This window comes from Moritella viscosa, from assembly GCF_900120065.1.
GTDB classification, from domain to species: Bacteria; Pseudomonadota; Gammaproteobacteria; order Enterobacterales; family Moritellaceae; genus Moritella; species Moritella viscosa.
The window spans coordinates 16,617-31,508 of sequence record NZ_FPLG01000052.1 but is presented as its reverse complement, the minus strand read 5'-3'; the positions used below and the strand labels follow the sequence as shown (position 1 = coordinate 31,508).

General features: G+C 38.1%; 16 protein-coding genes. 12 read left to right on the top strand and 4 right to left on the bottom strand.

Features of this window, described 5'->3' with window-relative positions:
* Positions 1 to 224: 224 nt before the first annotated feature.
* On the top strand, positions 225 to 755 hold the full coding sequence (locus BT797_RS07955; protein WP_045111320.1) for a type II secretion system protein: 531 nt from the start codon (positions 225 to 227) through the stop codon (positions 753 to 755).
* 75 nt (positions 756 to 830) lie between these two features.
* Here the strand turns inward: BT797_RS07955 and BT797_RS07950 are convergent, their stop codons facing one another.
* Positions 831 to 1,760, bottom strand: a complete 930-nt coding sequence (locus BT797_RS07950; protein ID WP_045111319.1) for a LysR family transcriptional regulator — start codon at positions 1,758 to 1,760, stop codon at positions 831 to 833.
* Between the two features lie 201 nt (positions 1,761 to 1,961).
* Here BT797_RS07950 and BT797_RS07945 point away from each other — a divergent pair, with 201 nt between their 5' ends.
* The 8 genes from BT797_RS07945 (at position 1,962) to BT797_RS07910 (ending at position 10,285) form a co-directional block, all read left to right on the top strand.
* The gene (locus BT797_RS07945; protein WP_075471636.1) at positions 1,962 to 2,681 is read left to right on the top strand and encodes an SDR family oxidoreductase; all 720 of its coding nucleotides are present in this window, start codon (positions 1,962 to 1,964) and stop codon (positions 2,679 to 2,681) included.
* Between the two features lie 178 nt (positions 2,682 to 2,859).
* On the top strand, positions 2,860 to 3,168 hold the full coding sequence (locus BT797_RS07940; protein ID WP_045111318.1) for a hypothetical protein: 309 nt from the start codon (positions 2,860 to 2,862) through the stop codon (positions 3,166 to 3,168).
* Positions 3,169 to 3,941: 773 nt separating this feature from the next.
* Positions 3,942 to 4,955, top strand: a complete 1,014-nt coding sequence (locus BT797_RS07935) for an amino acid ABC transporter substrate-binding protein (protein ID WP_045111317.1) — start codon at positions 3,942 to 3,944, stop codon at positions 4,953 to 4,955.
* Between the two features lie 97 nt (positions 4,956 to 5,052).
* On the top strand, positions 5,053 to 6,237 hold the full coding sequence (locus tag BT797_RS07930; protein WP_075471604.1) for an amino acid ABC transporter permease: 1,185 nt from the start codon (positions 5,053 to 5,055) through the stop codon (positions 6,235 to 6,237).
* Position 6,238: 1 nt separating this feature from the next.
* Entirely contained in the window at positions 6,239 to 7,318 is a 1,080-nt protein-coding gene (locus BT797_RS07925; protein ID WP_045111316.1) for an amino acid ABC transporter permease, read from the top strand.
* Positions 7,319 to 7,384: 66 nt separating this feature from the next.
* A complete protein-coding gene (locus BT797_RS07920; protein WP_045111315.1) occupies positions 7,385 to 8,131 on the top strand; it encodes an amino acid ABC transporter ATP-binding protein in 747 nt (248 codons plus the stop codon).
* A gap of 373 nt (positions 8,132 to 8,504) precedes the next feature.
* Complete coding sequence (locus BT797_RS07915) at positions 8,505 to 9,380, top strand: 2OG-Fe dioxygenase family protein (RefSeq protein WP_211705459.1); 876 nt, start codon at positions 8,505 to 8,507, stop codon at positions 9,378 to 9,380.
* Entirely contained in the window at positions 9,377 to 10,285 is a 909-nt protein-coding gene (locus BT797_RS07910; protein WP_211705454.1) for a DMT family transporter, read from the top strand. The genes BT797_RS07915 and BT797_RS07910 overlap by 4 nt, the downstream gene beginning before the upstream one ends.
* Here BT797_RS07910 and BT797_RS07905 read toward each other — a convergent pair.
* A complete protein-coding gene (locus BT797_RS07905) occupies positions 10,275 to 10,976 on the bottom strand; it encodes an AraC family transcriptional regulator (RefSeq protein ID WP_045111314.1) in 702 nt (233 codons plus the stop codon). The genes BT797_RS07910 and BT797_RS07905 overlap by 11 nt on opposite strands.
* A gap of 167 nt (positions 10,977 to 11,143) precedes the next feature.
* Here BT797_RS07905 and BT797_RS07900 point away from each other — a divergent pair, with 167 nt between their 5' ends.
* From BT797_RS07900 to BT797_RS07890, 3 genes are all read left to right on the top strand, one after another.
* On the top strand, positions 11,144 to 11,626 hold the full coding sequence (locus BT797_RS07900) for a GNAT family N-acetyltransferase (protein ID WP_075471602.1): 483 nt from the start codon (positions 11,144 to 11,146) through the stop codon (positions 11,624 to 11,626).
* Between the two features lie 22 nt (positions 11,627 to 11,648).
* Positions 11,649 to 11,771, top strand: a complete 123-nt coding sequence (locus BT797_RS24555) for a GFA family protein (protein ID WP_280173718.1) — start codon at positions 11,649 to 11,651, stop codon at positions 11,769 to 11,771.
* A 132-nt stretch (positions 11,772 to 11,903) separates the two neighbouring features.
* Positions 11,904 to 12,266 (top strand): nuclear transport factor 2 family protein, encoded by a 363-nt coding sequence (locus tag BT797_RS07890; protein ID WP_075471600.1) that lies wholly within the window; start codon positions 11,904 to 11,906, stop codon positions 12,264 to 12,266.
* Positions 12,267 to 12,479: 213 nt separating this feature from the next.
* Here the strand turns inward: BT797_RS07890 and ahpF are convergent, their stop codons facing one another.
* On the bottom strand, positions 12,480 to 14,075 hold the full coding sequence (ahpF, locus tag BT797_RS07885; RefSeq protein WP_075471598.1) for an alkyl hydroperoxide reductase subunit F: 1,596 nt from the start codon (positions 14,073 to 14,075) through the stop codon (positions 12,480 to 12,482).
* Positions 14,076 to 14,313: 238 nt separating this feature from the next.
* The gene (gene ahpC / locus BT797_RS07880) at positions 14,314 to 14,871 is read right to left on the bottom strand and encodes an alkyl hydroperoxide reductase subunit C (protein WP_045111309.1); all 558 of its coding nucleotides are present in this window, start codon (positions 14,869 to 14,871) and stop codon (positions 14,314 to 14,316) included.
* Positions 14,872 to 14,892 lie beyond the last annotated feature (21 nt).

The window sequence follows — 14,892 nt, the reverse complement described above, 5'->3', positions numbered from 1 at the left end:
TGCTCGATATCGAAGTTGGATGTTGCTTTGTGTTCCTTTTCGAGCTTTAATTGTATTAAATACTCACCATTAAGCTTAATATAGTAAAAATATATGGGCTTTTAATTATTTACTCTAGCTTTAGTTTTTTATGTAGTATCTAGTTTTGTTTTCGTTATGCTTTAAATATACTTACGACTTATTAGATGTGATAGTTGAAATAAACATGGGAATTGAGGATAACAATGAAACGTCGAATGAATGGTTTTACATTAATTGAATTAGTTATTGTCATTATTGTGTTAGGTATATTAGCGGCAACGGCAATACCTAAATTTATTAATCTGCAAGACGATGCGAATCGCTCGGTGCTTAAAGGGCAGTTTGGTGCATTTGAAAGTGCGGTAAAATTATATCACAGCGGCTGGTTGGCTCAGGGGAACAGTGGTGCAGTTGAAAGTCTAGCTGGTTTTGGTGATGGTGATGTAAGTTCTACTGCTACTGGATATCCTTATTCTACATCAGGCGCATCAACTCTCCCTTTTACAGCTTGTGAAGAGCTGTGGACAGGATTAACTCAAACATCGCTAACTATTGCATATGTTGCTGATAGTGATTTAGCTTCAGCAAATGTTAATATTGCCTATACCTATAGCGTAAACCCGACTATTTGTATTTATCGAGCGTTACATTTTATCCAACGCGGACAGAAAGCATTAACGATGGATTATAACGTTGATACTGGTGAGATAATGATAAACGACGCTAGTTACTGAAATAAATAGCGTTAGTGATACCTTCACTTTACATCAGCGGACACAGCTTTAAGGATAGTGATCTTTATACTAATGTTAAATGGTTTTAAATTTATGATAAATAAAATCAATTAATACTTTTAATCGTACGGGTTGATAACGATTGCGATGATACAGCAGAAACAGCGGTACATTCGGTGAGTGCCATTGTTCTTCATGCGATGCTGATATTAAAGCAGGGGCTAAGGTATTTTCCTTAATCTCAGTGTCGCAATACAGCTCGGGTAATCGCACAATACCATTACCATTCTTAGCGGCGTTAATTAATGCACGACCACTCTTACAACTAAAGTTACCCTTCGCGTGTATCTCTACTTCGTGTATTGGTGCATTATTGTGTTGAAGTGATTTTTGATGGAAGCGCCAGCGCTTGATACTGCCGGTTAAGCAGTTATGTTGTTCTAAATCTTTTGGATGAGCTATAACAGCGTGCTTGGCAAGGTAATCAGGACTGGCTAACACCTGTACTTTTATGTCAGTGAGCTTTCTAGCGACCAATCCTGAATCTTCTAACTCCCCCATGCGCACGACCAAATCAAAAGCTTCTGCAATCAAATCTACACGAGGACTACTAAAGTCGAGCTCAACTTCAATATTAGGGTACTGTAAATTAAACTCGCTGATAATTTTCGTTAAGATATCCTCACCAATTACCCCGCCAACACAGTTAATACAAATGCAGCCTTTTAATTGTTCTGTATCATTTTTGGCTGCTATCACGGCTTGGTTAATCGTTTGCAGCGAGCCAAGACATTGCTGAAAGAATTGTTCACCAACAGGAGTAAGACGCTGTGCTCGAGTTGTGCGGATAATCAATTGCACACCTAACTGGTGCTCTAGCTGTGCGAGTTGACGTGATACATGGGCGCGAGATGACTGTAGAACTTCAGCGGCTTTGGTAAAGCTTCCTTGTTCAGCAATAGTTACAAAAGCGCGTATATCAGCAAGAGAAGAGTTACTTTGCATATTATGCCTGTATTGATTAAGTGAATAAAAATAAACTTTTTTATTGTAGCTTAATACGTAATAGTTATGTTCTTTATTGTGTATATATCAACAATAATCATTTCTATATACTCTCTTTCATCCACTCAGAAGCGCTTAGATCTAACATTGAGATATTCGTTTTTGGGTATGAATATAATCAAAAATAGAGAGTATATGATGATGAAAAAATTAGTCGTGATCACAGGTGCAAGTTCAGGTATTGGTGAAGCTACAGCGAAGCGTTTAAGCGCCGCTGGTCACCCGTTATTATTAGTTGCTCGTCGTGTTGAAAAGCTAGAATCGCTAGATTTACCAAACTGTTTATGTGAAAAAGTAGACTTAACGGTTCACGCCGAATTCCACGCTGCACTTGCTAAAGCTGAAGCATTATACGGTCCAACAGATCTATTGATTAACAATGCTGGTATGATGTTATTAGGTCAAATTGATACCCAACCTGCTGAAGAATTCAAAACCATGTTCGATATTAATGTGATCGCATTATTAAACGGCATGCAAGCAGTTCTTGCGCCAATGAAAGCCCGTAATACTGGTACTATTATTAATATTAGTTCAGTTGCAGGTCGCAAGACATTTGGTGCGCATGCTGCTTATTGTGGTACTAAATTTGCGGTACACGCTATTACTGAAAATGTTCGTGAAGAAGTGGCAACGTCTGATGTGCGTGTAATTACTATCGCCCCAGGTGCTGTTGAAACTGAATTGTTATCACATACAACTTCAGAAGACATTAAAGCGGGCTACGAAGAGTGGAAATTAACGATGGGTAATATACTTACACCTGGTGATGTAGCACGTTCAATTGAATTTGCTTACGCACAACCACAAGATGTATGTATCCGTGAGATCGTATTAGCAAGTACACGTCAAGAACCTTAATAGATATCTATTACCACGACTTGTTTGAGTGGTGTTATATTTTAAAAGTGCGAGTAACCCGTTTCACAACGAATAAACAGATTATTCGCACTTATTTCATGCTTGAAGATGACATTGTTTAGCTAAGATAAAAGGAGCTATACAATTGGAATAAACTTTACATTAAGGATGATGTGAAATGAAATTATGGATATACAGGCCTGCGCAACTGCTGGATGCGGTGCGAAATTATAAATTATATGCTGATGGAAAATTTGTGACCTATGTGAAACGCGGTCAACGTTTTGCTATTGACGTCCCCGATGATACTCAAATCTTGCAAGCCAAACTCAGTTGGTGTTCTAGTCAACCCATCTATACGAACGATCTCTCCCACGGTGCTGTCACTGTTAAAAATGCCTTTTCTCATAACCCGATACTTGTTCTATTTTGTTCTACTCTGTTCGCAACATTTGGACGTAAACATTATTTGAAACTGGTTATTTGATGTGAGCGGATTTATAGATAGAATAACTTGCGCGACCTAAATGAAAGCAAGTTATTCACATCATCCTGACTGAACAACATTAACATTAAATCGATACTCTGCAATCTCATCATACGCTTCCCGCTCACTTTTCGTGTTTAAGACCTATAGTTAATACTGACTTAACTGACGTTATCGTCTGTGTTCGTCACTACCATTGTTCTATTGTGTGAGCTATGCAACAGAATATTGCTGATGCTCATCGGAGGAGAGCAACATGATATTATCAACCATTTAACACGGACTATAAGATTGTCATTGTTATCGAGAGGCCTAGATAAGGCTTGGCTTGTCAGTATTTATACATTTATACATGTTTAAATTAATTCTATATACGAACGACGTTAAAAGTGACTTTAATACTTGAGAGGACTTATGAACAGGGTGATGACCTACGGTGTCGATATAAAATAACTATGTTAAAACACTGCTCATCTTTAAAGTATATTACTTGCCATTATTGAATTAAATATGGATAAAAGCCTTAATGTGAATATCCATAAAGTATTATTCACCTTAAATTACCGTTCCTGTGTTAATTAAGTGTTAAGTTTGTGATCGAGGTCAAATAGTTGTTAATGCTTTTGTTAATCGATTGTTGCTGCGTAGATGTTGTATAAAAATTCCCTTATGATTATTTTGTGTTCCCGAATCAGAGAAAATAACACTTTCAAGTGGTGCTTAGCTGCTTAAAACTGATATTTGCAATAATAAAAATAGACAAGGAAATTAATATGAAGGTTACAAAAATAGCTTTAATACTAGGTCTAGCATCAACATTACCGAATTTAGTTAATGCTGCTACATTAGATAAGGTGATGAAAAAAGGCGTATTGAACTGTGGTGTATCGACAGGGATTCCAGGGTTTTCAGCTACTGATTCAAAAGGTGTTTGGAAAGGTATCGATGTTGATTTTTGTCGTTCAGTTGCGGCTGCCGTATTAGGTGATGCATCGAAAGTTAAATTTATTCCACTGACTGCTAAAGAACGTTTTACTGCACTACAAAGTGGTGAAATCGATGTGCTAGCACGTTCATCTACTTGGACTGCAACACGTGATACTTCACTTGGCTTAAACTTTGCGGGAGTGAATTATTATGATGGTCAAGGTTTCCTTGTTAGTAAAGACCTTGGTGTAACGTCAGCGAAAGAGCTAGATGGTGCTTCTTTCTGTATTCAAGCGGGTACAACAACTGAACTTAACCTGACTGACTATTTCAAATCAAACAACATGGAATATAAAGCCGTTACATTTGATACATCAGGTCAAACAATTGATGCATTCAAAAAAGGTCGTTGTGACGCAGTTACATCTGACGCATCTCAGTTATACGGTTTAAAAATCAAATTAGACAATCCTAAATCAGCAGTCGTATTACCAGAGATCATTTCTAAAGAACCTTTAGGCCCTGTTGTTCGCCAAGGTGATGATGAATGGTTTAACGTCGTGCGCTGGACCATGTTTGCAACACTAGAAGCAGAAGAACTAGGTGTAACAGCAAGCAATGTTGATAAGCAATTAAAATCAGCAAATCCATCTGTGAAACGTCTATTAGGTGTTTCTGGTAAAGCCGGTGAAAACTTAGGGCTTAAAGCGGATTGGGCTTACCAAATTGTTAAGCAAGTTGGTAACTATGAAGAAATGTTCGAGAACAACGTAGGTAAAAATTCACCTCTTAACATTGATCGCGGCATCAATAATTTATGGAATAAAGGCGGCTTAATGTACGCAATGCCAATTCGATAAATTAATACCTTAGTCACTTCATCTTAACAGCACTATATGTTGAAGTGACGTCGGTATATCGGGGGCTTAGCCCCCTTTTTAAAAGGTTTATTTTGTTATGAATAATTCAAAGCTCCCCCCGACCTCCAACGGTTTATTTAACAGCCCACAAAATCGCGCGATTATTTTCCAAGTGCTTTCTTTGGCTGTTGTGGTTCTATGCATTTTTTACTTCGTTAACAACATGTTTGATAATGTAGCAAAAAGGGGTATTACTACAGGTTTTTCGTTCTTAGGTGAAACTGCTGGTTTTGGTATCAGTCAATCGCTTATTCACTATGATGATACAAGCTCCACCTTTTTAGATGTATTTATTGTTGGTTTATTAAATACAATTCTAGTGGGTGTTATTGGTATTGTTTTAGCTTCAATTATTGGCTTAATGGTTGGTATTGGTCGTCTATCATCAAATTATTTGATTGCTAAACTGTCACTGGTTTACATTGAAACATTCCGTAATATTCCTATTTTATTACAGATATTGTTTTGGTATAACGTGGTACTTGCTACGTTACCAAGCCCACGACAAAGTATTTCTTATTTTGATTCTGTCTTCATTAATAACCGTGGCTTAATTATTCCAGATCCGATCTTCGAATCGGGCAGTAGCTTTATTCTTATTGCGTTTGTTCTGGCGTGTGTCAGTGTCGTATTTCTTGCTAAATGGGCGACTAAACGTCATGACTTAACCGGTGAAGAATTTCCTTTAGTGAAAGTATCTTTGGCTATTTTAGTCTCAGCTCCTTTACTTGTATTCTTTATTACGGGTCAACCAATCAGTGCTGAATATCCGGCATTAAAAGGGTTTAATTTCAAAGGAGGGGTTACCATAATCCCTGAGTTACTTGCGCTTATCTTTGCGTTAAGTATCTATACCGCGACTTATATTGCAGAAGCTGTACGTGCGGGGATTGAAGCTGTACCCCCAGGTCAAAAAGAAGCGGCAAAATCATTAGGATTACAAGAACATGTGATCTTACGTAAAGTTGTTTTACCACAAGCATTACGCGTGATCATTCCCCCTGTTATTAATCAATACCTTAATCTAGTGAAAAATTCATCACTGGCAACTGCAATTGGTTATCCGGAAATTGTTACCTTGTTCTCGGGGACGACGCTTAACCAAGTTGGGCAGGCTATTGAGATCATTCTAATGACGATGGCTGTGTATCTTGTTTTCAGTATTGTTATATCACTGCTGCTGAATTGGGTTAATGCAAGAATGGAAATTAAAGGAAGATAATATGGCTGTTTATACGATTAAAGAGGCCAAACCTGCACCTTCAACCACTAAGGGTGTTGTATTCTGGTTACGAGAGAATTTATTTTCTACTATACCTAATACACTGTTAACACTGCTTGGCATCTACTTTATCTATTCGACGATACCACCATTATTAGATTGGATGCTCTTTGATGCGACTTGGAGTGGCACTAAAGAGGAAGTGGTTAAAGAAGGTGCTCGCTGGATATTTATCATCGAAAAGTTCGATCAATTTATGTATGGGTTCTATCCTGAAGCCTTACATTGGCGTCCGAATCTGGTTGCTGTGTTGAGTTTAGGGCTTATATTTGTCGTGCCACGCATTGGTAATATTAAGATTAAACTTACGGCAATGCTATTGTACCCAATTGTATGCTTTATCTTGATCCGTGGTGGACTAGGACTTGAAGTAGTCAGTACTGAAAAATGGGGCGGCTTAATGCTGACTATTTTGGTTGCAGCTGTCGGTATCATTGCATCATTCCCAATTGGTATTTTATTGGCGTTAGGACGTCAGTCAGACAACATGCCGATTGTTAAAACCTTATGTGTTGGGTTTATCGAGTTTATTCGTGGTGTACCGCTTATTACTATTTTGTTTATGGCGTCGGTAGTACTGCCATTATTCTTTAGTGATGGTATCGAATTTGATAAGTTATTACGTGCGTTAATTGGTATTACATTGTTCCAAGCAGCTTATATCGCTGAAGTTATTCGTGGTGGTTTACAAGCTATTCCGAAAGGTCAATACGAAGCCAGTGAGTCATTAGGGCTAACGTATTGGCAAGGGATGATTTTGATTATTCTGCCACAGGCATTAAAGATCTCTATCCCGAATCTAGTAGGCTCTTTCATCTCGCTGTTTAAAGATACAACACTGGTACTTATTATTGGCTTATTCGATATTCTAGCAATGGTAACACTGACTAACAGTGATACCAGTTGGCTTGGTTTTGAAATCGAAGGGTACGTATTTGTTACCATGATTTATTGGGTATTTTGTTTCAGTATGTCGCAATACTCGCGCGTGATTGAACGTAAATATAATACCGACCATTAACAATTACCGTAAATTTTACAGTTTAAACTGACCATTTACGTAAGGTAATTGGTATAAGGAAGTATCATGTCAGAACAAGAATATATGATCAGCATGCAAGACGTTAACAAATGGTATGGTGATTTTCACGTACTTAAAGATGTTAACTTAAATATTAAGAAAGGCGAAAAAGTGGTTATCTGTGGCCCGTCAGGCTCGGGTAAATCAACTACTATTCGTTGCTTGAACCACCTTGAAAAATTTCAGGAAGGTAAGATTAGTATTAACGGTACTGACCTGATTGATGATGTAAAAATCGTACGTCATATTCGCTCACAAGTTGGTATGGTATTCCAGCACTTTAATTTGTTCCCACATCTTTCAGTATTGGAAAACTTGTTATTAGCACCAACTTGGGTGCATAAGAAACCAAGGCATGAAGCGATTAAAACTGCGATGTACTACCTTGAGCGTGTGAAGATTGCCGACCAAGCGCATAAGTTTCCAAATCAGCTTTCTGGTGGCCAACAACAGCGTGTAGCGATTGCTCGTTGTCTGTGTATCAACCCTGAGATTATGCTGTTTGATGAGCCAACATCGGCACTGGATCCTGAAATGGTATCGGAAGTGTTAGATGTAATGGTTGAGCTTGCAGATGAAGGTATAACCATGATTTGTGTAACGCACGAAATGGGCTTTGCTAAGAAAGTGGCTGACCGCGTTATTTTCATGGATGCAGGGCAAATTATTGAAGAAAATGAACCACATGAGTTCTTTGATAATCCACAATCAGATCGTTTAAAAATGTTCTTAGATCAGATCTTATCGCACTAAGCTAGTTGCTACTACAACAGTACTGACTGCGAATAGTACGTACTCAATAAGCCTTACTCTGCAGCCGTTGTTACAATGGGTCGCGGTAAGGCTTTTTTGATCTCGTTTTACTATACGACTAGAATACCTCTCACATTAAGATCCCTCCTTTACTTACTCTACTGAATAATTCTAATTGTTTAATCAATAGTGTGACTTTAATGAATGTAAAACCGTCTTTTAAGAAAAGCATGACTAAAAAAAATTATATATATTAATTAAATATACAATATATACTTTATAAATAACTTATGTATAACAACTTGTTATGTGTTTTATTTGTAAATTGAATTTATATTTTAAAAACTATGGGAATTGTCTTTTGAGGTAATAAGTGAACACATTAACGCACGCGAAGCTAAATGATATTAAACAAGGTTATAAGAAAAACAGAATGGCTTATATTCCAGGGGAAGAACTATTAGAAGTTCTTATCGGACTCGGTGCTAAGCGAGATGATATCGAAGAATTACAGCTGGTGAGCGAAGGCCTAGTAGATGATCCGACTTTGGCGTTTCGGCGTTCTAGAAGTGGGCGGTTTTGCTATGATTTAGATAAAAAAAACTGTTATAGAACAGAATTTCAGCCTTTTGTTTTATCGAAAGAGGAAGACTTTATTCGCCATGATTCAGGTAAAGATAGACACTTTAGAGGATTGAGTGAATCGTTACAAGATAATACGATTTTTAAAAGTTTACTTCTGTTCAAGCATTTAGTATGTCATGACATTGTCACCACTTGTCGTCCAAATATCGATTACGCCTCTAAAAAATGGGTGTGTACTGTTTTCAATTTACGCACGATTACATCTCCTGACTTAATTGGCGAACCGGCGCTAGAAGGTGTCCACACGGATGGTGTTGATCACACGATGACCACATTATTGGGACATCATAATATGGCAGAGCACAGTGCTAAGACTTTTATACATTCAATGGAAGAAGATAACTCACTTAGATGGCATGACGCGAATCCAGAGCTGATTTTAGATGAAAAGCAGCACAATCATTTTCTAGATACTTTGATCATTTGTGATAATGAACGAAAGCATAGCTTATCGTCGCTTGAAGCAATAGACACAATGAAAGAAGCGACAAGGGATATGCTGATATTTTTTACAAGAAAGCCATCAATGAAAGGCCATGTATCATACAAATATGATTCTTTGAACAAGCATCCTGATTACCCGATGGCGTTAAGCTTATTATGATGAACATAACCTATAAAACAAATACGTTTAACTTAAATGAAATAGCACCAATACTATTTTTATTGATGTGGAGTAGCGGTGCTGTGATGGTCAGAGTTGGCTTGCTTTATTCTTCAGTGTGGACTTTTCTTGCTATTCGAGCATTGATATCACTTAGTTGTATCGGTTTGATATATTTAGTCATGATAAAAATAAATAAGACACCATTGAAAGTAATTGCAATCAAAGACAAGATACAAATATGGATCGTCGGTCTTTTACTTCAGGTTTTGTATTTGTCGTTTTATTTTATTTCAATCGATACGGGGATATCTCCGGGACTTGTTACTTTAATATTGGGGCTACAACCGTTACTGATCCCTATATTCTGTAAGCATAAGTTGGACAGTACTAAAGTTGCGCTGCTAATGTTAGGATTTGTCGGATTGAGCATTGCTATATTAGGCACAAAAGACGTAGAAATGTTGGCCCTATCAGGGATACTGTTCGCTGGATTAGCATTACTCTCTATTACGTTAGGTACAATCAGGCAGGGTAAACTCGAGGTAAACCTTGTACAAGCGATGTTTTACCAGAACCTATTGTCAGCTTCTATTTTTGTTGTTATCGGCTACATTAATGGCTGGCAGGTTACTTGGACAACGGAATTTATTTTTTCTGCTCTGTGGATGAGTGTTGTTGTATCTGTGGGTGCACTACTCTTACTCATGTATATGATCCAAAGAGAAAGTTCAGATAGTGTAGGCGTACTATTTTACGCGATTCCAATACTCACCTTTCTATTTGACTATTTTTTGTTTGATGAAAAATTAACGTTAGTTACTTTTATCGGCATAATATTGGTTGCGACTTCTGTGGTGTTATACCGTAAAAAAGCCGTTCTTCAATCGACTTCTAACACTTAATGCGGTAGTTTTTAGGTGACTGACCATAGTGATTTGAAAAGCAGCGTGTAAAGGAAGATGGGCAGACAAATCCGACTTCTTCTGAGATGCGAGTAATTGGTAAATCGGTATTATTTAGCAAAATTTTTGCTCGCTCCATTCTCATCTTTGCAAGGTATTTTAGTGGTGTTAATTTAATGTTTTTATTGAAGAGGAATTTAAATTGGGTTGGACTTAGGAATGCAACTTGCGCAAGTTCATCAATAGTATAATGTTTAGAAATATCCTGATTGATATATTGAATTGTGTTTTTGATTCTAGAGTCAATTTTGCTGCTTAGATCTTGCATGTCGAGTATATCGAAGAGTAATAATATCATTCTTTCCTCGACGGAAGGGGTTAAATGAAATTCTAATTGATTTTCTACGAATTTCACATAGTTATTTGCGGCTTCACCCAGTGGAATGATGGTGTTCAATTTATTTGGTAGTTCGTTGACATCAATGATCAGAAAGCGAAAGTCTTCTCTTGCTCTAAACTCATGGTAACAGCCCGCTTTTATCACCACGCAGTCCCCATATGAGACACTAGCTGTTACCCCATTCAGTTTTAGATCAATGAATCCACGAATCGGAATCAGTATTTGATGATGCTCATGAGTATGACCTTTGGCATATTTGCTGTATGTCCGTATTGTGATTTTCTTGTTCATACTTTGATCCTGAATCAATAAACAACGGTTTAACTTTATCATCATAGCCACTGTATCAATATTTTCATTCATTCTCAATTTATTGATTTTTAACTGATATTTAAAATGGTGTTATTTTTAGTTATAATGTTTATTTATAATTCCTTATGAATGAGCGCGTGTAATCTATGGACATTAAATCATATGCTGTAGAATGGGTGATTGAGATTGCAGACTTGTTTCATCAATCTGTTCACGCGATTGATCCTTCGGTATATACCCCAGAACAGAAAGAAGCTTGGGCTGCAACCCCTCCTGACTATGAAAAATGGTCCCTACGACTAGATGAAAAAAGACCGTTTGTGGCTATCGTCAATGGGTGTGTCGCTGGTTTTATCGAACTGGATGCCGATGGTCATATTGATTGTACTTACACACACCCAAATTTTCAGGGGATGGGTGTCGCGTCTGCACTTTATGAGCACTTACTTACGGAAGCAAGACTTAACAATATCGAACGTTTATATGTTGAGGCATCATTTATTGCTAAGCCGTTCTTCGAGTATAGGGGTTTCTTTGTAATAAAGAGAAATACCTTCCAACGGAATGGTGTGACTTTAGTTAATTTCACAATGGAAAAACGTAACTTAAATAACAGTGACTCAATGTGAGGCATACTTTTGAGGGAATAAAATGAGAATATTAAACGGATCATGTTTATGTGGAAAAGTGGGTATTGAAGTACCTGATGACTTTGATTATATGGGTAACTGTCATTGTTCTGAGTGTCGTAAATTTACTGGTTCAGACTACTAAACCTAACTTTCATATCTTTGTCGCTTCAAAAGCGCCATGGCTTGATATTAATGACCAGTTAAAGCAGTTTAAGCAAGGTCCTGTTAAGTAATACTGATATAAGCGTTAACTATTGTATCTATCGAGGTTTAGATGAATTTTTTAATTGAACAAGAAATCGCGCTTCATCAATATGAAGTAAGACAGAATAAAGCTGACATTATACGCCTATTGCATCCTGAATTTAGAGAAGTTGGAGAGTCGGGAACGAGTTACGATTTCCAAAGTATTAATGCCATGATGGAAGAAGAGCAAGCGTCAAACGGCTATATCCATTCTCAAGACTTTGAATGTATTAATTTAGAGGCATCCGTGCAAATGCTGCTATACAAATCAGCATCGGTTGATGAATTAGGAATCAAAAGCCATTTTTCGAAACGTGTATCTATTTGGGTATTAAATGGTGTTCAATGGCAATTGAAATATCATCAAGGTACTCCGTGCGATTCATTCTGAATTACCACATATTAAAGTTGCAGATGGTAAGGGTAAAAAGCTCGGCCGCACGCTTATCAGACCAACTGGTATTACTGAGGTGCGAGATTTACTGGTTATCATATAGTAAAAACCCAGCAATCATAAGCAATTGCTGGGATAAAACACAGATTTTGGCAGGGATGATAAGCCTTACACGTGGGGACTAGTGTGACGTTTATCTTTTGCTATGTTTTATATTTGCGTGTTGTCTGCTGCAGTTGGCGCTGGAGTACGAATTAAATGGTCAAATGCACTTAAACTGGCTTTTGAACCTTCACCCATCGCAATAATAATTTGCTTATAAGGCACTGTGGTTACGTCACCGGCTGCAAATACACCTGCAACAGAGGTTTCACCTTTGGCATTCACTTCAATTTCACCACGAGGTGATAAAGCAACACCACTGCCTTTTAAGAAGTCACTGTTTGGCATCAAACCAATTTGTACAAAGATACCAGCAAGTTCGATCTGTTTTTCATCACCAGTCGCACGGTCTACATAATTAAGTGCAGTCACTCGCGTACCGTCACCGATAACTTCTGTGGTTTGTGCTTGTTTAATTATCTCAATATTAGCCATACTGTTAGCTTTGTTGACGAGTACTTGATCGGCACGTAAGTTATCTGCAAACTCAAGTACAGTCACATGTTCAACAATACCTGCTAAGTCGATTGCGGCTTCGATACCAGAGTTACCGCCACCTATCACGGCTACTTTCTTACCTTTGAATAACGGACCATCACAGTGTGGGCAGTAAGCAACACCTTTGTTACGGTATTCTTGTTCGCCGGGTACGTTCATTTCTCTCCAACGTGCGCCTGTTGATAAGATCACACTGCGGCTTTTTAATATCGCGCCACTATCGAGTTCAACATGAATATAGCCATCGGCTGTTTTTTCTGCACTGACTAAACCACTCGCTCTTTGTTCGTTCATGATATCCACGTCATATTCTTTTACGTGTTCTTCAAGTGCTGCAGCGAGTTTAGGCCCTTGGGTTTCTTTTACCGAAATAAAGTTCTCGATAGCCATTGTATCCATAACTTGGCCACCAAAACGCTCTGCCACGACGCCAGTGCGGATACCTTTCCGTGCTGCATAAATTGCAGCTGATGCACCCGCTGGACCACCGCCAACGACAAGGACTTCGTACGGTTCTTTTTCATTTAATGCGATAGCTTGTTTTTTTGCTGCGCCAGTATCTACTTTTGATAATATTTCCGTTAATGAAATACGACCTTGGGTGAAGACTTTTCCGTTTAAGTAAACACTTGGCACTGCCATGATATTACGTTCAGCTACTTCATCTTGGAACGCTGCACCGTCAATCATGGTTGTTTTGATATTTGGGTTAGTTGCCGCCATCATATTTAATGCTTGCACAACGTCTGGGCAATTCTGACAGCTTAATGAAATGAATATTTCAAAGTTCATCTCACCTTCAAGGTTGGCAATTTGTTTAATCAACTCAGCATCTAGCTTCATAGGGTGGCCACCACTGTGCAGTAGTGCCAATATCAGTGAAGTAAATTCGTGCCCCATCGGTAAACCAGCAAAACCAATCGCGGTTTGTTTGATAGGATTGATTACCTGCATAATCGGCTTACGCGTGCTCGCACTTTGATCTTCAATCACGATAACTTTTTCGCTCAATGAAGCAATGTCATTTGCTAACGTATGCAATTTTTGCGCGGTATCACTGTCATCAAGAGTCAGCACAAGTTGTACTTCTGTCTTTAAGTTTTCTAAATACGCCTTTAACTGGGTTTTCATATTTTGGTCTAACATAGTGACACCTTTTAAATTCTGCTTATGGCTAGATGAGATACGTTTATTGGAAACGCTATTAGCAATTTGGTTAATTTAAAAATCTATTTTCTTACTTACTTCATTAACAGCGGCTGTGGTATTGGTACAGAGATGTTCATCGAAAATGTATTTTTAAATGACCTCAGCGACGCTAAGCGATACTGAGGTCGTCTTATTTTTATTTATCAGTTAATCAATCTTTAAAGTTGCCTTTAAATTAGATTTTACCTACTAGGTCTAGTGAAGGAGCAAGTGTTGCTTCGCCTTCTTTCCATTTAGCTGGGCATACTTCACCTGGGTTCGCAGCTACATATTGTGCAGCTTTAACTTTACGCATTAAGTCTTCAGCGTCACGACCAATACCTTCTGCAGTGATTTCCATTGCTTGGATAACACCTTGTGGGTCAACGAGGAACGTTGCACGATCTGCAAGGCCTTGACCTTCACGCATTACACCGAAGTTGTTCGTAAGGTTGCCAGCTTGGTCACCTACCATATAGTAGTTGATTTTGCCGATAGTGTCTGAACTGTCGTGCCATGCTTTGTGAGTGAAGTGAGTGTCAGTTGATACTGAGAAAACTTCTACACCACGTTTTTGTAGTTCTTCGTAATGGTCTGCAACATCACCTAGTTCAGTAGGGCAAACAAAAGTGAAGTCAGCTGGGTAGAAGAAAAATACAGCCCATTTACCTTTCACGTCTTTTTCTGAGATCTCTACGAATTCGCCTTGTTTGAAAGCGGTTGCGTTAAACGGTTTAATTTCAGTGTTGATCATGTTGTCATCCTATTAATTAGT